Raw genomic sequence first — 20,762 nt, 5'->3', positions numbered from 1 at the left:
CATCAATTAAGACTTAATGGCTCCTGCCATCGCTCCGCTGACGATAAAACGCTGGAGGAAAATGTACAGAATAACAAGCGGAAGCGTAACAATCAGAATACCGCAGGCCAGCAGTGGCCAGTTGTTCATGTATTGCCCGTAGAAGGAGAACAATCCCTTGGTTACCGGCTGATACGCGGGATCAGACAAATAAATAGTAGGGCCTATGATATCGTTCCACACTCCGATGGCAGTCAAAATGACGCCTGTTGCCAACACCGGCTTCATCAGTGGCACCAAAATCGTAAACAAATAGCGTACATATCCAGTTCCGTCCATTGCAGCCGCTTCATCCAGTTCGCGTGAAACAGATTTTATATATCCAACAAACATCAGGAACGCAATTCCTGTTCCCGTCGTTTTCAGCAAAATAAAACCAAGCTGTGTGTTGTACAGTCCCATGCTATTAATAAGCGCAAATTGTGGAATCAGCGGGTTAGGCAGATACATGGAGATTAGAAAAAATACGTAAAAGAAGTTACTGAACTTAACGTATCCTCGCGCCAGCGGAAAAGCAGCAAACACGGATAACACCAACGTCAATAGGGTAGATACGCCCGTATACAAAATACTGTTCCACATATATTGAGAAAAATTACCTTTTTCCCATGCATCCATGAAATTCTCGAACCGAAAGCCCTTGGCCAGAGCCACAGGATCAATCAGATATTCACTTTGGGTCTTCATTGACACATTAAAGAGATAAAAAAGTGGAAACAAATATAATGAAAGCATGAGCAGTACGATGATGTAGCTCAGCATTTTTGTTCCTTTAGTACTGCTCATTACATTTCCACCTCTCTTCTACGCAAGTAATATAAAGCAATCATAGATACCGTAAATACGAACAGAAACTGTATCATAGCTACTGCGGAAGCAAGACCATAATCAGACGTTCCCGAGCCAAAGGCTGTTGCGTACACATCGAATGCAAGTGTTGTCGTATTGAATTTACCGCCTGTCAGCACATAGATGATGTCGAAGGTTTGGAGCGCTCCGATAATGGACAGTAACATGTTGACCGTAAAGGACGGTGCAATCATAGGAAAGGTAATATTTTTGAAGGCTTTCCAACCGGAAGCTCCATCCATATATCCAGCTTCATACAAATCTTTGGGAATAGATTGAAGGCCCGCTAAAAAAATAGTCATCGAATAGCCCATATACATCCATACTTGAACAAAAATAATCAATTCAAATGCAATATTATAATCACCGAAAAAATTGGAACTTGTTCCGAAAAAGTTCATAATGGTTTGCGCAGGACCGCCCAGCGGATTGGCAATCAATTGCCAGATCAGACCGGATACGGTCACTCCCAGCACAACCGGCAGGAAAAATACAGCGCGGTAGAATACATCACCCTTGAGCTTCTTATTAATAAGGATGGCCATGAACAGACCCACCGCATTTTGAATGATTACCACTGCTACGGCAAAATACAAGGAACGACCAATGGAAGCAATCCGATCCCCGGAGTCAGAGGAGCTAAAAAAGGTCATATAATTATCAAACCCCACAAAATTCCACGTTTGTCCCGGTACCCCTGTAGCATTCGTAAAGGAAAATAACACCGTTACCATGGAAGGTCCAAAACCAAGAATTAAATATATCAGCACCGGAATACTCAGTAAAAAATATGGCATTAACCGGGGAGCTCCCTTTCCGAAGGGATACATGGGCCTCACACCTTTTTTTCATTATTTACAGGAGGCTTACAGCTACCTGACAAGATCATAATTCGTGTGCCGGAACCTTGAATCAGGCCCGACACACAGGTAAAATGTATCATTGCGTTGATGCAGATTTTACTGATTTATTTAGGAGCCGCCGCTTCCCAATCCGCCTGAGATTTTTGCGCAAGCTCTAAAGGCGTCTTCAAAGGACCAGCAGGCGTCAGAAATTCTGCGTGTACGCTGGCATCCTTGATGTACTGTCCAACATTTTTGCGGTTGATGAACAACTGGTCCCAAGAGAGCTTGAAGTCCTTCAGCGAAGGCTCGATTTCATTAATGAATGCACTACTTAACTTCACATCAGGCTGTGTTGGTAAAAATCCCGCAGCGTTCACAAAATCCGTATAGTTCTGCTTTTCGGAGAGCATTTCAAGCCATTTGATCGCATATTCCTTGTTTGGTGACTTTTCCAATACCATCCAGGTCATATCGTACTTGCCTGCAAGATTTTTATTTTTAGCGGGATCATTACTGCCGGGAATCGGGAAATAACCAAATTTCAGATTTGGATTTGCCGTCTGGATGGTAGCTGCATCCCATGTACCGTCTGCGATCATAGCTACACGACCTGTTGCAAACAAACTTGGCAAGGTTCCGTAATCAATTCCCATGAATCCATTGATAGCGTTATTCATTAGAATCTGCGTTTTTTCCAGCACCTCAAGCTGGGAAGCATCTGTTAATTTCGTCTTGCCTGTCCACAGTCCTTTGATATATTCCAGTTGATTATCGTGGATGGAAGCTTGGAGCCCCTGAACAGCGAGGTTAATCGGCCATACGTCCTTACCCCCGAAACCAAGAGGCTCTACGCCGTTCTCCTTAAGCACCTTCATGACATTCACCAGTTCATCCCATGTTGTAGGTACGGTTAGGTTATACTTCTCAAAAATTTCCTTGTTATAGAATAGACCCGTCAGAGCCACTTTCCCCATATTCACACCGTATACCTTGTTGTTATAGGTCATAGCATTTTTGACATCCGTAGGATTATAATTCTTCATAAACGCTTGATCTGAAAGATCTGCAATTAATCCTCCATCAATCCACTGTTTCCACATCGGATCAGCCGCTCCCTTAGACCATTCCTGCGGTGCGCCTACAAAGCTGAATTTCAAAGGGATAATGTCTGCATCACCGGATGAACCGGCGTTCATGCGCGTTTGCATCAATTGATCATACGTGGAGTCGGCAGGAACGGTCGTGTACTCTACCTGAACATCCGGATATTTCGCTTCAAACTTTTTATTAAATTCCTTAATATAATTATTAATGTTTTCCTGTTGCCAATGAATAATCTTTAATGTGATCTTTTTATCCCCGTTCTGTACAGCTTCGTTACCTTTACCGCAAGCGGCCAATACCACGATTAAAGCGGTTACAATAAGTAAAGAAATACTCTTTTTTAGCATTGCAGAATCCCCCCAAATAATCTTAGAATAAATGCTTTTTCATTTTACGAAAGCAGTTTCGTTATTCACATTTACCATTATGTAACGATGATCTGTATTTGTAAATAGAGATTTGTGAATTATCAAAAAAAACATAAAATACCTTTAAATTAAACTTATTTTCCCATAATACATTAAACTACATCCTAAATAGCACTGTTGACTCTCCTCTATGAGGTAGCATAGAATACGAGTAATCATTAAATTTAGAATGCAAAGTCAATTCAACTAAACCAGTTTAGTTTCGGAGGATTTCATGAATATAAAAACAATAGCGAGTATGGCAGGCGTTTCGGTAGCAACGGTTTCGAAAATCATAAACAATTACACTGATATCAGTGAGGAAACCCGGCAGCGAGTGCTTAAAATTATGGAGGAAACAGGCTATAGACCCTCCTCCTCGGCTAAAACGCTTGCTACCAAAAAATCAAATCTGGTTGGCGTTATATTCGCTGGCAAGCTGAATGTCGATTTTAGCCATCCTTTTTTTGTAGATATCATTAATGTCTTCAAAAAACAGATTGGCTTGCTCGGTTACGATTTGTTGTTTTTTTCGAATGAGAAATTTTTGGATAATGGGGAGGACTATTTGGCTCGCTCGAAATATTTTTCAGTGGACGGGTGCATTATTATTGCTGGAGATGAAGTGGAGAAGAGCGTTTTTGATCTCGACGCCAGCCCCATCCCCTGCATCGGTGTCGATATTGAACTAACCGGAGCCAGTTCCTGCTACATTATGTCCGACAATCAGAAGATCTCAATGAAGGTTGTTGAGCATTTTTACATGAATGGCTACCGCGATATGGGTTTTATAGGCATTGAACGCCCATCCTTGGTTATTAAAGAGAGAGAAGAAGCCTTTATCACTTCACTAAAACGGTTTAGTCTTGATGTCAGACCTGAATGGATAGTGTATGGTAAGGACTACGCGGCGGAAGATGGATACCAGATAGCGAAGGCATGGATACAGCAAGGAAATTTACCAAAGGCTATTTTTGCGGCTACCGATCTGCTTGCCTTTGGTGCCATACGTGCTTTCAAGGAGAGCGGCTTGAAAGTACCCGAAGATATTGCTGTGGTGGGATGTGATGATATAGAAGCCTGTCGTTATACCGACCCTCCACTGACTACTGTAAAACAAGACAAACAAAAAATAGGCCGTCTAGCCGCTATGGTGCTGTTTGACCTGATGAATAAACAAATGGAAACGAAATGTATTAAAGTAGAGCCGGAACTAGTCATTCGTAGCTCCTGCGGAGCCCGGCAAAATTGGAACCATACGCTGGTCAAGGGTTAACACACACCAGCCTCTCAGCGGTTACCACTGGACGTGTGTCCAAATCCGTACCCGGTAATTGGGCTAATAACACATCAGTATTACATGAACTGTGACCCGCAAGATGGACACTTTGAAAAAAATGTTCAACTTGCGGGTTTTAATCAGAGTAACAACATGGGCCTAAAAAAAGATGACTCCTGATCAATTCAGAAGTCATCTTATTGCTGCGCATCGTTCAGAAGAGACCCTTCGTTTAAGCTATTACTTGTAGGCCATCGTCGCGTTCACGGCCTTTTTCCAGCCCTCATACAAACTGCTGCGCGTTTCTTCATCCATAGCGGGGGCAAAAGATCGCTCCACCCTCACACGCTTGCGCAGTTCATCCATGCTCTTCCAATATCCAATCGCCAAACCTGCCAGACATGCGGCTCCCAGTGCTGTCGTCTCATGGATCACTGGTCGCTCTACTGTGGCATCGAGAATATCGCTCTGGAATTGCATCAGAAAATTGTTCAGCACGGCTCCTCCATCCACCCGCAACGTCTTCACGGCAATGCCGGAGTCAATTTCCATCGCTGCAAGCACGTCCTTCGTCTGGTAAGCAAGTGCCTCCAGTGTTGCACGGATAAAATGCTCCTTCGTGGTGCCACGTGTCAGGCCAAACATCGCTCCACGCACCTCACTATCCCAGTATGGACTGCCCAGGCCAACAAAAGCTGGTACCAGATACACCCCTTCCGAAGAGGGAACGCGGGCTGCATAGGCTTCACTGTCTTTGGCTTCACGGAACATGCGCAGACCGTCACGAAGCCACTGAATCGCCGAACCCGCTACAAAGACACTCCCCTCCAACGCATATTGCACCTTGCCTTCCTCCAGCCCCCAAGCGATGGTCGTAATAAGTCCGTGCTTGGACTCCACCGGTTGATCGCCCGTGTTCATCAGCATGAAGCAACCTGTGCCGTAAGTATTCTTGATCATCCCTTTTTCGTAACAAGCCTGACCAAATAGAGCCGCCTGCTGATCACCCGCTGCGCCTGCAATCGGTATATTTTGACCAAAGAAATGATAATCCACCGTATGTGCATATACCTCGGAAGAAGGCCGTACCTCAGGCAGCATGTTTTTTGGCACACCGAGAATGTCCAACAGTTCTTCGTCCCACTTTAGCTCATAAATGTTATACATCAGTGTTCTGGCTGCGTTGGAATAGTCGGTCACATGCGCCTTGCCGCCGGATAGCTTCCAGATCAGCCACGAATCAATCGTACCGAACAGCAAGTCGCCTCGCTCTGCCTTTTCCCGCGCACCTTCTACATGATCCAGTATCCACTTCACTTTTGTGCCTGAGAAATACGGGTCAATCAACAGCCCTGTTTTACTGTGGAATAGCTCCTGATGCCCTTGCTGCTTCAGTTCCTCGCAGATCTCGGAGGTTTGGCGCGACTGCCATACAAGTACGTTATACACAGGAAGTCCTGTATTTTTGTCCCACACGGCTACCGATTCACGCTGATTGGTAATGCCGATAGCGGCAATTTGGTTCGCTTTTACACCGGATTCGGATAGACAGGATGCAATGACCCCAAGAATGGAACTCCAGATTTCATTCGCATTCTGTTCTACCCAGCCGGGATGAGGAAAGTATTGCGGAAACTCCCGCTGAGCCGAGTACACCACATCCCCTTTACTGTTAAATAAAATCGCTCTTGAGCTTGTCGTTCCCTGATCCAGTGACAAAATATATTTTTCCATCGTTGGTCTCTCCCCCTGTAATCCGCTCATTTTATGCTGTTATTTTATTAGCTTTATAACTTTTATAAGTACGGCTGAAACGAAAGGTAATCATAAGTACCACTACAATCATACCCAACACAATCCAGAAAGCTGGAGTCATATTCCCTTTAAATACGGTCTGGTAAAACAACCCTCCGAAAGAGCCCCCCAGCAACGGACCTACAATTGGCACCCAGGCATATTTCCAGTTAGATGTGCCTTTACCGGGAATCGGAAGCAACCAGTGCACAAGACGCGGGCCCAAATCTCTAGCCGGATTAATAGCATAACCTGTCGTCCCGCCCAAGGACAAGCCGATACTGACAACCAGAAAACCCACAATAAGTGGTTTCAGTCCCTCAGTAAAGGAGTTGGCACCGAATGACTGCAAAGCAAGAACAAAGATGAAAGTACCTATCATTTCACTAAGCACGTTGGCGAACGGATGATCCATAGCCGGTCCTGTAGCAAATACACTGAGTTTGGTTGCTGTGTCCTCCGTCTCTTTCCAGTGGGGTAAATAATGCAGAACCACGATCACGGCACCCGCCATGGCCCCAAGAAGCTGTGCTGTAATATAGCCCGGAACATCCCTCCACGGAAAAGCTCCCTGAAATGCAAGCGCCAGCGTCACCGCCGGATTCAAATGTGCTCCGCTGATCTGGCCAACCGCATATACCGCAACGGCGACCGCGAGCCCCCATCCGAATCCGATCACAATCCAGCCAGAGCCGTGGGCAAATGATTTTTTCAGGGACACCCCTGCGCACACTCCGCCACCTAGAGCAATAAGGATCATTGTCCCTACGAATTCGGCTGCGTATGGCGACATACAACCTACCTCCTCAATAGATCAACCGATTTTTAATCGCTTTCACCGCGCACAAAAAAAGAAAAGCCATCACAAACCGCCCCCTGTGCTCTTGCATGGGATGTCTGCGTGGCTCTCTTGTCTCCGTCACGATTATTAACTTAAATTTGATATTATATAAGCTTGTAAGCGATGTCAACTGCGGATTTACGTTTTCTTATGTACTAAAATAATCGTTGACCGTGTCAGATTTCCCGATTTATGATGTAAAAAATGGGCAACCCAGTTTTTGGGTATATGACCAAACTCATAGTTATGAGCTAGAAAGCGAAAGGAAAGAGATCCGCTTTGCGGTTCTTTTTTGTTGTCCAGTAAGAATTTCAGGATGGTACGACGCTTCCAAACTCGACGAAGAAGGGAAGAATGTTATGCTGAAATTTCTGCAAAAAATCGGCAAGTCGTTAATGCTTCCAGTAGCCACACTACCCGCCGCAGGGATTTTACAAGGATTGGCTCTGATTAACTATGAAACGGATATACCACTTGGTTCCGCAGTGGGCGGATTTCTGAATCATTATGTCACTCCTTTTCTGAACGAGGGGGCGGGTGCTGTCTTCGGCAATCTGGCGTTAATTTTCGCCATCGGTGTTGCTATTGGCCTGGCCGGGGATGCTGTAGCCGCACTATCAGCAGTCATTGCCTACATGGTGCTGACCCGCATTTTGGCGGCAGTACCGGGCATATTTGCATATATCCCGGATGACGTCAAACTGGACATGGGGGTATTGGGTGGTATTTTTATCGGCGGATGGTCTGCTTTTCTGTTCAAAAAATATCACAGCATCCAGCTTCCAGATTGGCTCGGTTTCTTCTCGGGCAAACGTTTCGTCCCTATGATCACGGCCTTCACGACCATGATTCTGGCCATTCTGCTCGGTATGATTTGGAGTCCAATACAAGACGGGATTGCAGCCTTCGGCAACTGGATTGTCGGCTTTGGCGGAATCGGGTCGATGGTATTCATGATCGCTAATCGGCTGCTGATTCCGCTCGGTTTGCATCATGTATTGAACGCTATCGCGTGGTTTCAAATCGGTGACTACACCAATGCGGCAGGCGAGGTCGTTCACGGTGACCTGACGCGTTTCTTCGCAGGCGATAAATCGGCAGGAATGTTTATGTCCGGCTTCTTCCCCATTATGATGTTCGCTCTGCCTGCGGCTGCCCTCGCCTTTATTCATACGGCCAAACCGGAAAAACGTAAAGCGGTCGCTTCCATCTTCATCGGTTCAGCGCTGGCATCGTTCCTGACCGGAATTACCGAGCCCCTCGAATTTTCCTTTATGTTCGTAGCACCGTTGCTTTACGGCATCCATGCACTGCTTACAGGTCTGAGTGGCCTGATCATGTACCTACTGGATGTCAAACTCGGCTTTTCTTTTTCAGCAGGACTCATTGACTATCTGGTCAATATGAAGCTCTCCACCCACCCATGGCGAATGATCCTGGTCGGGCTTGCTTTTGCCGTCATATATTACTTCCTGTTCCGATTCATCATTCTCAAATTCAACCTAAAAACCCCTGGGCGTGAAGACGATGCAGAAGACAGCCTCATGCCTGACACTAACGAACCCAAACCCAATGATAAGGCGGGTGCCACATCCAACAGTCAGTCCAGTCATGCAGGCAAGGTGCTGGCCTATCTCGGCGGTTCGGACAATATCCAAAGCATCGATGCGTGTATCACACGGCTGCGTCTCGTCGTCAAAGACGACAAAGCGGTTAACGACCAAGCTCTCAAGCAGCTCGGAGCGTCGGGAGTCATCAGGCTTGGCAGCGGTACGGTACAGGTTATTTTCGGTACGCGATCCGAAATTCTGAAAGATGAAATACAACGGTTGATGTAGTAAGTTCAGGTTCGATAAGCTCTTGAATTTCTCCGCCGCTTCTTTACACAAAAAGGGTATCTCTTCAATCATCGAGATACCCTTTATGATTGCCGTCAATCTGCCAATAACTTAGATACACCTAAATTATAGTGTCATATACACGATGTTACATGTATTGTTTATTTTTAAGCACTTATCTTAGCGATTGGTGCTGTGCGCTCCTTTCTGTCTCAGAAATACCCCCTCAGCCCACACCTTTAACTGCGCAAAAGCAAAGACGACGCTGAAGGAACATGCTACAGTCGATAGATAAACCAAGAGTAGCCCCACGAAGAAAGGAAGCTGGCCTATCAAGTCACCAAACAAGCGCAGCACGATGACCAGAATGAACACATTCGCTGTAAAGGCTCGATACTCGTAAGTAGATAACCATTTGTAATAGGGAAGTGAACGGGAATTCACGCTAATCAGATGCCTTGCGACGGCTTCAGATAAATCAGATTTCCGAAGGACATATCCTCAAATCCAAAACCGAAAAATTCGTGATTTGTCCAAATGAGAATAAGCAGCATTACCGGAATGAGTATGAACTGAATCCTGCGAAGCACTCCGTCGAACTGTTTCTTATATACCCAAGCGATTCCACCTAGTAAAGCATAAATAAAATAACTAACGAAAAAGCGGTCAAGGTAACGCAGACTAATCGCATATGCTCCTTGGAATACGAAGGTATCGTACATCCATAGCCACTCTCCGAAGATCACGAAGCTCACAATAAGCAGCGGAATGAACCGCTTAGGCTTAGCCAGATATTTGTAGCAGATGAAAATAAGGACTGGCATCAGCAATTGAAATTGCAACATCATCACCGTATACCAAAACTGTGATGATGCATTACCAAGCACAAATGACTCGATGAGTGTCCAGGAAATTGGAATGTGGCGCTCCCTATTCTACATCCTGCGTTCGCATTTCTCGGCGCATTCACCTTCATAGGAGCATCGAATGATTATTTATGGCCGTTAATCGTATTAACCGATGAGCGCAAATTTACGCTCCAAATTACGCTGTCCCAGTTAAACGGTATTTACCAAAGATTAGATTTACTGAGCCAGCTTTATCCTGCTCTATAATGCAAAAAGGGAGTGTTCTCCCAGCCTGTAATGCTGAGGGACACTCCCTTTCGTTATCCTGGCAAATGATCTTGCAGATTCAATATTCTTAAATTCGGATATATCGGACTTTACGAGCTGACTGTTTGTCCTTTTTCTTCTATGTCTATGGCTGCTCCTGCACTGGCACCTGCGAGTATTCCCTTTTTCTTGTTGGGATACAGGGAATCCATATAGGTACGGGTTTCTGCTACTACAATTCCCGACAAGCCAAGCAGTGCAATCAAGTTCGGGAAGGCCATCATTGCGTTAAAAATATCTGCCAGTAACCAGATCGCATCCAGCTTAATAAACGCGCCTCCGGCAACCAGCGCAATGAACAGATAACGGTACGGTTTAATCCATTTGACACCCAGCAAATATTCAACACAGCGTTCTCCGTAGTAGTTCCAGCCAAGCATCGTGGTGAACGCGAACATAATCAGAATGATTGTGAGCAGTTCTGCACCAAGCGGGAATGCGCTGGAGAAAGCTTGCTGCGTCATCAAGCCCGCATCGGTAGGACCGCTCCATACTCCGCTAACCAGCAGCGTTAGCCCGGTCATCACACAAATAATCATCGTATCTATAAACACACCTGTCATGGAAATCAACCCCTGCTCCGCAGGCCATTTGGTTTTGGCGGCTGCGGCTGCAATCGGTGCGCTTCCCAATCCGGCCTCATTGGCAAAAATCCCTCTGGCTACCCCGCTGCGCATCGCCAGCATAATCGTAGCCCCGGCAAATCCACCCGTCGCAGACGTCGTGGAAAATGCCGAATGCAGCACAAGTGCGAGTGCGGCAGGAATCTGATCGGCGAACCGAATCAGTACGATCATACAGATCAACACGTACAAGCCTGTTTTGAAAGGGACCACTTTGGTCGATACCTTGGCAATGCTCTTGAGTCCTCCAATGGTAACGAGTCCCGTAAGGGTAGCAATAATCAATGCCGTTACAATTGGCGGAACACCGAAGCTGTTTTCGGTTGAGGATACAATCGCTTTGACCTGAGGAAATGTTCCAATCCCGAACAGCGCTACCAGCATCCCGGAAAAAGCAAACAGCATCGCCAACGGTTTAAAGCGGCGTCCAAGCCCTTTTTCAATATAATACATCGGGCCGCCGGAAAATTGTCCATTCCGATCCTTCACCCGGTATTTTACTGCAAGCACACCTTCTGCATATTTCGTCGCCATCCCGAAAAAGGCTGCAACAACCATCCAGAACAGAGCACCCGGTCCGCCCAGTTTTATCGCTGTCGCGACGCCGACAATACTTCCTGTACCTACTGTAGCCGCCAGCGCCGTACTCAGGGCCGCAAAGCTGCTGACATCCCCGCTACCTTCATTTGGGGCCTTGCCGATCAGCTTGATCGCCAGAGGCAGGCGGAAAACCTGCAACATTTTCAAACGTATGGTCAGCCACAGACCTGTTCCCATGACGAGAATGATCAGAGGGGCACCCCATATCCAACTGCTAATTGTCTCTAACACATGTACCAAATTCATTTCAACCCGCTCCTCCAGCATATTAAAAAACAAAAAAGAGTCAAATCCGCTGATTCGACTCCTGGAGAGGTTAAAGGCACGAAAAAATACAACCATCTTGTGCAGGATTCAGCCACTAACAGCTCATAAAAAAGCCTAGGGCATACCCTGTCACAGGTTATTCGCGTCTCTGTCCTTTTGCCTGAGAGTTTAAGCAGATGATATCTGCGGTGCACCTTCGGCGCCCAATTAAGGGTCTCTCCAGAGTTCTGTCCGTTTACGGTCCCGCTTGTTGCTGTTATCAGCCCAAGCACCTGAGAGTTTTGCCCCTTCGGTCGGAACTTACGTTCCATCTCCCGCAAACATCAACCAGACATATGAAATTGTTTTTTATTATACAGAAAACTTTCAGCTTTTTACAAGTGAAAAATTTGTGAAGTCGTTTGGTTATCTTAAGATGAGCCTATAAAATAAAGGCGGGCGCAGCCAAATTCATCCTCATGATGTTCTCTGCTGCACCCGCCCCCAGGCCATATTGGGTTATATTCAGTTAGCTTGAATTACAGTTCTTCGCCGTTAGTGGCAATTACATTTTTGTACCAGTCAAAAGAATCCTTCTTGGATCGCTTCAGTGTTCCATTACCGTCATCATCCAGATCAACATAAATAAACCCGTAACGCTTGGACATTTCGGAAGTCGACATACTCACAAGGTCGATAGGTCCCCAGCTAGTGTAACCAATCAGATCCACACCGTCCGCAATCGCTTCCTTCATTTGTGCGATATGCTGGCGCAAATAATCAATGCGATACGTGTCGTGAATGGAGCCGTCTTCTTCCACCTTGTCATATGCACCTAAGCCGTTTTCCACGATGAACAGCGGCTTTTGATAGCGGTCATATAATGTGTTCAGCGTAACACGCAGGCCGATCGGATCAATCTGCCAGCCCCAGTCAGAGGATTGTAAATACGGATTTTTCACGCCGCCAATCAGGTTCCCCGCTGCCTTCTCGCCTTCCGGTCCTGCAGAGACGGTCAAGGTCATGTAATAGCTGAATGAGATGTAATCGACCGTGTTGTTTTTCAGAATTTCGGCATCGCCGGGTTCTGTGTGCAAAACAATATTATTTTCTTCAAAATAACGGTTCATATAATTTGAATATTCCCCACGGGCATGTACATCCGTAAAGAACAGATTCATCTGGTTTTCATGCTGACTTTTCAGCACGTCCTCCGGGTTACACGTATGTGCATAGCTTTCCATACGAGCCAGCATACAGCCGATTTGAGAGCCCGGAATAATCTCATGGCCTCGTTTTGTCGCCAATGCGCTCGCCACAAACTGGTGATGCAGGGCTTGATAGATCGCTTGTTGCTTGTTATCTACACGGTCAATGACCACACCGCCACCTGTGAACGGACTCATCGTCATCACGTTGATCTCATTAAAAGTCAGCCAGTATTTCACTTTATCTTTATAACGTGTAAATACCGTCTCTGCATAATTTACGTAGTGCTGTATGACTTCGCGACCCAACCAGCCATTATATTTATGTGTCAGACCTAGCGGTGTTTCATAGTGGGACAATGTCACAAGCGGTTCAATGTTATACTTGCGCAGTTCATCGAATACATTGTCATAAAATTGCAGGCCGGCTTCATTCGGCTGTGCATCATCGCCATTCGGGAAAATACGGGACCAGTTAATCGACATACGAAACACTTTAAATCCCATTTCCGCAAACAAAGCGATATCCTCTTTATAATGATGAAAGAAATCTACGCCTTCACGTTTTGGAAAACGCGCGTTTACCTTACCTGCCAAGACATCTTCAAGCCGCTGGGACGAAATGTCCATAGCATGATCGTTTGTTCGTTGATCCTTGGGAATATAAGCTATCACATCCGCACTGGACAGTCCTTTTCCATCTACGTCAAAAGCGCCTTCCAATTGGTTGGCTGCGGTTGCCCCGCCCCACAGGAAATTCTTCGGAAATCCTTTTACAGTCTTGGTCATAATATAAACATCTCTTTTCTTAGTTTATATGTTAATACTTGTGGAGCATTCCCGTCAGGTGTTGCAATGGAAATCCCCCGCTTGCTGTGTTCACAACATTAACGTTTCAGGCTTTGTCCGTTCGTGCTGATGACTTCTTTGTACCAATGGAACGATTTTTTGCGGTATCTTTCCAGTGTGCCTGAACCATCATCATGACGGTCTACGTAAATGAAGCCATAGCGTTTTTTCAGTTCAGCGGTAGATGCGCTCACCAGGTCAATACAGCCCCATGAAGTGTAGCCCATCACTTCTACGCCATCGGCAATGGCTTCGCCTACTTGTACCAAATGGTCGTTCAGGTATTGGATACGATAGTCATCCTCAACTGTCTTTTCTCCTTGCTCGTTCGTGATGAGCTGATCGACAGCGCCCAGACCGTTTTCCACGACAAACAGTGGTTTTTGATAACGGTCATAGAACATATTCATCACATAACGCAGACCTTGCGGGTCAATCTGCCAGCCCCATTCGCTTGCTTTCAGGTACGGGTTGGTCACACGGCCGATCAAATTGCCTTCGCCGCCTTTTTTGGAATTATCGGCTGTTTCGCATGTGCTTACATAGTAGCTGAACGAGATGAAATCCACGGTATGCTTGAGAATTTCTTCATCTCCCGGCTCCATGTGAATCTCGATGCCATTCTCTCTAAAGTAACGCTTCATGTAGCCAGGATAGCTTCCTCTCACATGAACATCGCCAAAGAAGTAGTTCTTTTGCTCATAATCCATCGTTGCGATCACATCGTCCGGGTTGGGAGTCAGTGGATAGGTTGGCATACTGAGCACCATACAGCCGATCTGAGCATTTGGAGCAAGCTCATGGCCAACTTTTACAGCCGTCGCACTAGCTACAAACTCGTGGTGAATGGCTTGATACAGGTCTTGTTTGCTCAGTTCCTTCTTCGGTGTGTAAATACCGCCGCTCATAAAGGGTTCTTCCAAAATCGAATTGATTTCGTTGAAGGTCAGCCAGTATTTTACTTTATCCTTGTAACGTGAAAATACCGTTCTTGCATAACGCTCATAAAAACCCACCAGCTCGCGGTTAACCCATCCATTATAATGCTTGGACAAATGCAGCGGTGTTTCATAATGGGAAATGGTAACGAGCGGCTCAATGCCGTATTTATGGCATTCGTCGAACAGATCATCATAGAATTGCAGACCTTTTTCATTCGGTTCCAGTTCATCACCGTTCGGGAAGATACGGGACCAGGCAATGGAGGTTCGGAACACCTTGAAGCCCATTTCGGCAAACAGCTTGATATCTTCTTTGTAACGATGGTAAAAATCAATACCTACCAACTTCATATTGTCCTCTGTAGGCACTTCTGTAATAGGGCCCTTGATTCCTTGTGGCGAAACGTCCTGAGTGGACCAGCCTTTACCATCCTCGTTGTAAGCACCCTCACACTGGTTGGCAGCTACTGCTCCGCCCCACAAAAATCCTTCCGGAAATGGAGAACTCATAAATAGATTCCCGCCTTTTGAGTTATTTTTGTGCATCATTCCGAGCTTCATTATGGCATAACTTCCTTTCTTGATGGCAAGTCTATCGCCGGAAATCAACGATGGACGGGGAAGGCTGCTTAAAGCCGTTTTCCAATATTTCAATTGTCAGCAAAATCTCCTCGTCCTTCACCAGCTTGGGTGTGCCGTTCACGATAGACGCATACAATGAGTCATACAGTTGTCCATAATCTCCTACCGGTGTAGGAATGGTTTCTTCAATAGCTTCAATAGCTTCACTGCTACCGGGTAGCACGTATTTAAGCTTGCCATAGGAAGACGGATCATCCAGTCCGAAACCTTCCGTATCCGGGGTCTTGCTGGCTTTCAGCCAGGTTTCCTGCTGATCGTCCCCCCATTTGACAAAGCTGCCTTTCGTCCCGTGAATGGTGAACTGCGGGTAAGGCAGGCACACCACAAGAGAGGTTTTGACAATCACTTTTTTGTCCGGGTAATACAATATGGTTTCGTTGTAATCATCAGCGCCCTGAGGAGTACGAATGGACTTGATGTCATACCCGACTTGCTCCGGTCTGCCAAATAAGGCGATGAGCCTGTCCAATGTATGAACACCGAGTCCGTAGTACATTCCGTTGACAGGATTGCCGCCGGGCATACTGGCATCGGGACGGAAATAATCGTAATGGGATTCAATTTCGACGATGTCGCCCAGTTTTCCGGAATTGAGAGCTTCCTTGAACGCCAGATAATCGCTGTCAAACCTACGGTTTTGATAAGGCATAATGATGAGATTATGTTCCTTGGCGAGTTGGGTCAGTTCCCACGCTTGCTCAAGGTTTTCACAAAAAGGCTTTTCCACCAGCACATGCTTGCCATGGGATAGTGCCAATTTTGCATATTCATAATGCGTAGAGGAAGGCGTACATACAACGACAAGTGATATTTCCGGGTCGCCCAGAACGTCCATAATTTGGTCCGAGAACTGAATGTCCGGGTAAGCCGTTTCCATGTCCTCCCTCACTTGGCGTGTGAACACTCTCGATACTTGAAAGGTGTCCCTGATCTGAACATAGGGCAGATGATATCTGGTTGTACTTTTACCAAATCCTAAATATGCAATTTGAATCGTCATTTCGCAAATCCCCTCGTTCCCTAAAGGCTTAGCTTTACGATATCGCAAGTATTGCCAGAATAATCCCGCATCATAAGAACTGTTTTTTTGAAATGCATTGACAGATGATATAAAATGGACGTAATGCCCTCATAAGCATCCTAAGCGTTGTAACGCGTTTCATGTCAAGTATTTTTCTTATGTGAGGAGAAGCATCATGTCGAATCTTGATCAAATTGCCAAACTGGCTGGCTTTTCCAAAGCTACGGTATCCAGAGTGTTAAATAATTCCCCCCATGTGAGCCAGGAAACGAGAAGCAAAATTTTAAAAATCATGCAGGAGCTGGATTACGTTCCCAACCGGAACGCCATTTCCTTATCCAAAGGTCAGACCCTTCAAATTGGCATAATCACTTCAACCATTAATGAAATTGTTCTCGCATTTCTGAACAGCTTTGTAGAAGTGGCGGCCCAGTATGAATTCCAAACGATTATTTATACTTCTGGAGAAGACAAGAAGAAAGAGCTTCTGGCCTTCGAAGATCTGAAAAGAAAAAGAGTTGATGCGTTAGTTATCATTTCCTGTGTAAATGATACCGATTTGTTAAGCACTTATTGCAAGTATGGCCCGATCGTGTCATGGCAACGAATGGATCATACTGATATTCGCTCCGTCGCCATGGACCAGTATGAAGGATATATGCTAGCGCTAAAACACTTGATACAAAAAGGCTATACTCGTATAGCCAATGCCTTTGGTCGCCCGAGCAGCATCAACACCCACAGCAGACAACGAGCCTATGCGTATATTATGGAGCAGCACAATCTTCCTGTATTGCAGCATTGGAATTATTCTTCCATCTATAACATCCGTGACGGTGAACAGGTGGTGCGTGATTTGTTACAGTATCGGGATGAATTCCCACAGGCTATTCTGTGCTCCAACGATTACGTGGCGGTTGGGATCCTCTGCGAAGCCCGTAGACAACTGCTGAACGTGCCGGAAGATCTGGCGATTGTCGGGTTTGATAATACGGAACTTGCGCATACTATGGGCATTACAACCATCCAGAACCCGATTGCAGCTCAGGCGCAAAATGCTTTTTACATGCTTTCCCCTCAGCTCGTAGGTCACCAAATGGAGCTGCATACCCTGCAATACAGCCTCATTGAACGCACGACTACATAGAGTAACGCTTAACCGGGGGGCTAGGTGAAAGTACCTGTGTATGTAATGTTTTTTGTCGAATAAGAATAAAATATGTTGAAATCGCTTTTTTTTGTGCTACAATAGCACTATATAAAAGGATTGTGACCGGTAATGCGGGCAATGCCTGAGTTCAATTGAGTGCTATTGCTAACAATAGTGTTGAATTGTGCTTAGGCATTTTTTATTGGTAAAGGATGGGAGGGGGAACTTCAATGATTATTGAGAAGGTGCTCAATAACAACGTCCTGTTGACTAAAAATGATAAAGGCAAAGAGGTCATTGTAATGGGAAGAGGCATTTCCTTCAAAAAGGTGGCTGGCGACCAAGTCGATGATCATAAAATAGATAAAATCTTCATGTTAAATGAAAACGAGTTCACAGCCAAATTAACGGAGCTGCTGAATGATATTCCTGTATCGCATCTGGAGGTCGTAAATGAAATTGTGACCCATGCAACGCAAGTGCTGGATACAGAATTAAGCGATAATATTTATTTAACGCTGACCGATCATATTCATTTTGCCATACAGCGGCAAGAAAAGGGGCTGGCGCTCCAAAACGCGATGCTGTACGAGATTAAGCGCTTTTACAAGAAAGAATTTGAGGTTGGACTGGATGCTCTGCAAAAAATTGAAGATACGCTCGGAGTAAAGCTGGGCGAAGACGAAGCGGGCTTTATCGCATTGCATATGGTGAACGCTCGAATCGACGGTAACGAAATGAAATCCACGCTAAAAATGACGGAAATCGTTCAGCATATATTGAATATTATTACGTATCATTACGGTATTGTGCTGGATGAGTCCTCCTTTAGCTATTCGAGATTTTTGACACATTTGCAATATTTTGCGATGCGGGTGATTCGTAAAGAGGTCATTCACAGCGGCGAAGAATTTTTGTACAACCAGGTGAGGCAGACGTATACCGAAGCTTTCGCTTGTGCGCAAAAAATCAATGAGTATCTGGAAAAAACATACGACCAATATTTAAGCAAAGACGAATATGTGTATCTGACCATTCATATTCATCGAGTGACGGAGCGAAATAATATCACAGAGTAACAGGCAAGTAAACTTCATAATTTCATCGTATAAGGATTGTGACTGGTAAGGCAGGCAAAACCTAAACTGATGGCGAAATCCACGTTCTTCTTTTAGGAGAGGACGTGTTGCTTTCGCTACGAGTTTAGGTTTTTCTTGTTTACAAGGTTAAAAAGATGCACGCCGGCGCATCTTAGCAACATGAAGTAAACAGAAAGCCCTATCCATAACAAGAATAACCCATAAGGAGTTCTGAACATGAGCGATAAAGAGCTATCCAGAAAAATAGTGACCCTCGTTGGCGGCGAAGAGAATGTCAATTCGGTATTCCATTGCGCTACACGCTTGAGATTTAAATTAAATGATCGTACAAAAGCAGACAAAGCTGCATTGGAAGCAACGCCTGGTGTCATTACAGTAGTGGAAAACAGCGGCCAGTTTCAAGTGGTTATCGGCAACAATGTAGGTCAAGTATTCGAGCATATGATGGCAGAAACGAATTTGCAGGATGCCGAAAATGCAGGTGAGAAAAAGGAAGAGTCTTCCGAAAAAACGAATTTTCTCGGCAAAGCGGTCGATATCATTTCCAGCATTTTTTCTCCCATTCTCGGTGCTCTTGCTGGGGCGGGTTTGCTTAAAGGGCTACTGGCGTTAATTTTATCTTTCCACTGGATTAATGATAAAGGCGGTACGTACCTGATTCTAAGTGCAGCTTCTGATAGTGTTTTCTATTTTCTGCCTGTGTTTCTGGCTATTACATCGTCCCGTAAATTTAAGACAAACGCCTTTGTATCAGTGGCAATTGCCGGAGCTCTGATCTATCCAACGGTTATAGCAGCAGTAAGCAACCCGGAAAGATTGGCGTTTCTAGGTATTCCGATCATTCTGATTAATTACAGTTCCAGTGTCATTCCAATTATTCTGGCGGTATGGGTTCAGTCCTATGTGGAACGCTGGTTCAATTCCTTTATCCATCAATCGGTTAAAAACATTATCGTACCTATGCTATCACTGCTGGTCGTTGTTCCGTTGACATTTTTGGCTTTTGGTCCAGTCGGTAATCTGATCAGTCAGGGCTTGACGAACGGTTTTATATGGGTATACAATTTAAGCCCATTAATCGCCGGAGCTGTTATCGCAGCATTCTGGCAAGTATTTGTTATTTTCGGCGTACACTGGGGCTTCGTTCCTATTATGCTGTCCAATATTGCAACATTGGGTTATGACACGATGCTTCCGATGCTTTCAGCAGCCGTACTTGCTCAAGCCGGTGCAACCTTTGGGGTATTCCTGAAATCCCGCAACACTCAAATGAAGGCTTTGGCAGGTTCCTCTACGATCGCGGCTGTATTCGGGATTACAGAACCAACGATTTATGGCGTAACTTTGAAATTGAAAAAACCTTTTATTTATGCTTGCATATCCGGCGGTATTGGCGGGGCTATTATCGCTTCCGGCGGAGCGACTGCAAATACCTTCTCCCTGCCTAGTTTACTGGCGTTGCCAACTTATTTTGGAGCTGGATTCTTGTGGGTTGTCATCGGCTTGCTCGTTGCCTTTGTACTTGCAGCTCTTCTAGTTATGATTTTGGGCTTCGATGATCCAAAAGAAGAAGCTGTCAAAGCAACACCAACACCAGAGAAAAAAGAAACTGTGATCGAGAAGGAAATTCTCGTAAGTCCACTGCAAGGTAAAGTGCTGCCACTCGAAGAATCTTCTGATGTCGCTTTTGCATCAGGGGCTATGGGTAAAGGAATTCTGATTGAACCTACAGAGGGCGTACTGACTTCTCCTGTAAACGGAACGATTACGACGGTATTCCCGACCGGACATGCTATCGGTATTACTTCCAATGACGGAGCAGAAATTCTGATCCACGTTGGGGTCAATACGGTGAAGCTGAAAGGACAATTTTTTGACAAGCGTGTGAAGGAAGGCGACGTGGTTACACAGGGACAGCTGTTGCTCGAATTTGACATTGAACAAATTCAAGCTGCAGGTTACCCGACAGCCACGCCGATCATCGTGACGAATTCTGCTCAGTATCTGGATGTTTTGAAAACAGCAGAATCTGAAGTGAAACGACAAGATTACCTGATGACGGTGGTTGTCTAGTTTCCATTAAACCATAATAAAGCCCCACCAATACTGCTCAAAAAAGAAGCTTTCCGAATGGAAAGCTTCTTTTTTTATACAGAGTGAGACAAGTATTACAGCGAAAAATGGAAATATCATTTATGGTATGTATAAGAT

Annotated in this window: 16 protein-coding genes, 1 pseudogene and 2 riboswitches; of the genes and pseudogenes, 6 read left to right on the top strand and 11 right to left on the bottom strand. The window is 45.4% G+C overall.

The window, feature by feature from the left end:
• Positions 1–6: 6 nt before the first annotated feature.
• The 3 genes from ACWXW9_RS17555 to ACWXW9_RS17545 all read right to left on the bottom strand — a co-directional run bounded on the left by ACWXW9_RS17555 (position 7) and on the right by ACWXW9_RS17545 (position 3,184).
• Entirely contained in the window at positions 7–825 is an 819-nt protein-coding gene (locus ACWXW9_RS17555) for a carbohydrate ABC transporter permease (RefSeq protein ID WP_494930441.1), read from the bottom strand.
• The gene (locus tag ACWXW9_RS17550) at positions 825–1,718 is read right to left on the bottom strand and encodes a carbohydrate ABC transporter permease (protein ID WP_494930440.1); all 894 of its coding nucleotides are present in this window, start codon (positions 1,716–1,718) and stop codon (positions 825–827) included. Before ACWXW9_RS17550 ends, ACWXW9_RS17555 begins: the two co-directional genes overlap by 1 nt.
• Positions 1,719–1,855: 137 nt before the next feature.
• The gene (locus ACWXW9_RS17545; protein ID WP_494930439.1) at positions 1,856–3,184 is read right to left on the bottom strand and encodes an ABC transporter substrate-binding protein; all 1,329 of its coding nucleotides are present in this window, start codon (positions 3,182–3,184) and stop codon (positions 1,856–1,858) included.
• A 295-nt stretch (positions 3,185–3,479) separates the two neighbouring features.
• On the opposite strand from ACWXW9_RS17545, the gene ACWXW9_RS17540 reads away from it, so the two are divergent.
• Entirely contained in the window at positions 3,480–4,520 is a 1,041-nt protein-coding gene (locus tag ACWXW9_RS17540) for a LacI family DNA-binding transcriptional regulator (protein WP_494930438.1), read from the top strand.
• 243 nt (positions 4,521–4,763) lie between these two features.
• On the opposite strand, the gene glpK is transcribed toward ACWXW9_RS17540, so the two are convergent.
• Positions 4,764–6,257: a glycerol kinase GlpK gene (gene glpK / locus ACWXW9_RS17535; protein ID WP_483872648.1), complete on the bottom strand. Its 1,494-nt coding sequence runs from the start codon at positions 6,255–6,257 to the stop codon at positions 4,764–4,766.
• 31 nt (positions 6,258–6,288) lie between these two features.
• Complete coding sequence (locus ACWXW9_RS17530) at positions 6,289–7,110, bottom strand: MIP/aquaporin family protein (protein ID WP_494930437.1); 822 nt, start codon at positions 7,108–7,110, stop codon at positions 6,289–6,291.
• A 407-nt stretch (positions 7,111–7,517) separates the two neighbouring features.
• Here ACWXW9_RS17530 and ACWXW9_RS17525 point away from each other — a divergent pair, with 407 nt between their 5' ends.
• Complete coding sequence (locus ACWXW9_RS17525) at positions 7,518–8,996, top strand: PTS transporter subunit EIIC (RefSeq protein ID WP_494930436.1); 1,479 nt, start codon at positions 7,518–7,520, stop codon at positions 8,994–8,996.
• A gap of 180 nt (positions 8,997–9,176) precedes the next feature.
• Here the strand turns inward: ACWXW9_RS17525 and ACWXW9_RS17520 are convergent, their stop codons facing one another.
• Both ACWXW9_RS17520 and ACWXW9_RS17515 read right to left on the bottom strand, forming a co-directional pair.
• Positions 9,177–9,440 carry a hypothetical protein gene (locus tag ACWXW9_RS17520; protein ID WP_494930435.1) on the bottom strand — a complete coding sequence of 88 codons (264 nt, stop codon included), beginning with the start codon at positions 9,438–9,440 and terminating at the stop codon, positions 9,177–9,179.
• Between the two features lie 5 nt (positions 9,441–9,445).
• Positions 9,446–9,844, bottom strand: coding sequence for a hypothetical protein (locus ACWXW9_RS17515; protein ID WP_494930434.1), 399 nt, complete (start codon positions 9,842–9,844; stop codon positions 9,446–9,448).
• Positions 9,845–9,910: 66 nt separating this feature from the next.
• Here ACWXW9_RS17515 and ACWXW9_RS17510 point away from each other — a divergent pair.
• Positions 9,911–10,069: pseudogene (locus ACWXW9_RS17510) on the top strand (carbohydrate ABC transporter permease); the annotation flags it as partial.
• 152 nt (positions 10,070–10,221) lie between these two features.
• Here ACWXW9_RS17510 and ACWXW9_RS17505 read toward each other — a convergent pair.
• The 4 genes from ACWXW9_RS17505 to ACWXW9_RS17490 form a co-directional block, all read right to left on the bottom strand.
• Entirely contained in the window at positions 10,222–11,640 is a 1,419-nt protein-coding gene (locus ACWXW9_RS17505; protein WP_494930433.1) for an alanine/glycine:cation symporter family protein, read from the bottom strand.
• 159 nt (positions 11,641–11,799) lie between these two features.
• Positions 11,800–11,894: riboswitch (glycine riboswitch) on the bottom strand.
• Positions 11,895–11,911: 17 nt separating this feature from the next.
• Positions 11,912–11,988, bottom strand: a riboswitch (glycine riboswitch).
• Positions 11,989–12,179: 191 nt separating this feature from the next.
• The gene (locus tag ACWXW9_RS17500; RefSeq protein WP_494930432.1) at positions 12,180–13,637 is read right to left on the bottom strand and encodes a glycoside hydrolase family 1 protein; all 1,458 of its coding nucleotides are present in this window, start codon (positions 13,635–13,637) and stop codon (positions 12,180–12,182) included.
• 98 nt (positions 13,638–13,735) lie between these two features.
• A complete protein-coding gene (locus ACWXW9_RS17495) occupies positions 13,736–15,148 on the bottom strand; it encodes a glycoside hydrolase family 1 protein (protein WP_494930431.1) in 1,413 nt (470 codons plus the stop codon).
• A gap of 82 nt (positions 15,149–15,230) precedes the next feature.
• Positions 15,231–16,280, bottom strand: coding sequence for an oxidoreductase (locus ACWXW9_RS17490; RefSeq protein ID WP_494930430.1), 1,050 nt, complete (start codon positions 16,278–16,280; stop codon positions 15,231–15,233).
• A gap of 196 nt (positions 16,281–16,476) precedes the next feature.
• Here ACWXW9_RS17490 and ACWXW9_RS17485 point away from each other — a divergent pair, with 196 nt between their 5' ends.
• From ACWXW9_RS17485 to ACWXW9_RS17475, 3 genes are all read left to right on the top strand, one after another.
• Positions 16,477–17,448 carry a LacI family DNA-binding transcriptional regulator gene (locus ACWXW9_RS17485; RefSeq protein ID WP_494930429.1) on the top strand — a complete coding sequence of 324 codons (972 nt, stop codon included), beginning with the start codon at positions 16,477–16,479 and terminating at the stop codon, positions 17,446–17,448.
• Positions 17,449–17,681: 233 nt separating this feature from the next.
• Complete coding sequence (gene licT / locus ACWXW9_RS17480; RefSeq protein WP_494930428.1) at positions 17,682–18,530, top strand: BglG family transcription antiterminator LicT; 849 nt, start codon at positions 17,682–17,684, stop codon at positions 18,528–18,530.
• A 237-nt stretch (positions 18,531–18,767) separates the two neighbouring features.
• Entirely contained in the window at positions 18,768–20,624 is a 1,857-nt protein-coding gene (locus tag ACWXW9_RS17475; RefSeq protein ID WP_494930427.1) for a beta-glucoside-specific PTS transporter subunit IIABC, read from the top strand.
• The last annotated feature ends 138 nt before the right edge of the window (positions 20,625–20,762 follow it).

The organism is Paenibacillus sp. LT-B23 (assembly GCF_059417685.1).
The sequence above is the reverse complement of the archived record's forward strand: the minus strand, read 5'-3'. Positions and strand labels throughout refer to the sequence as shown.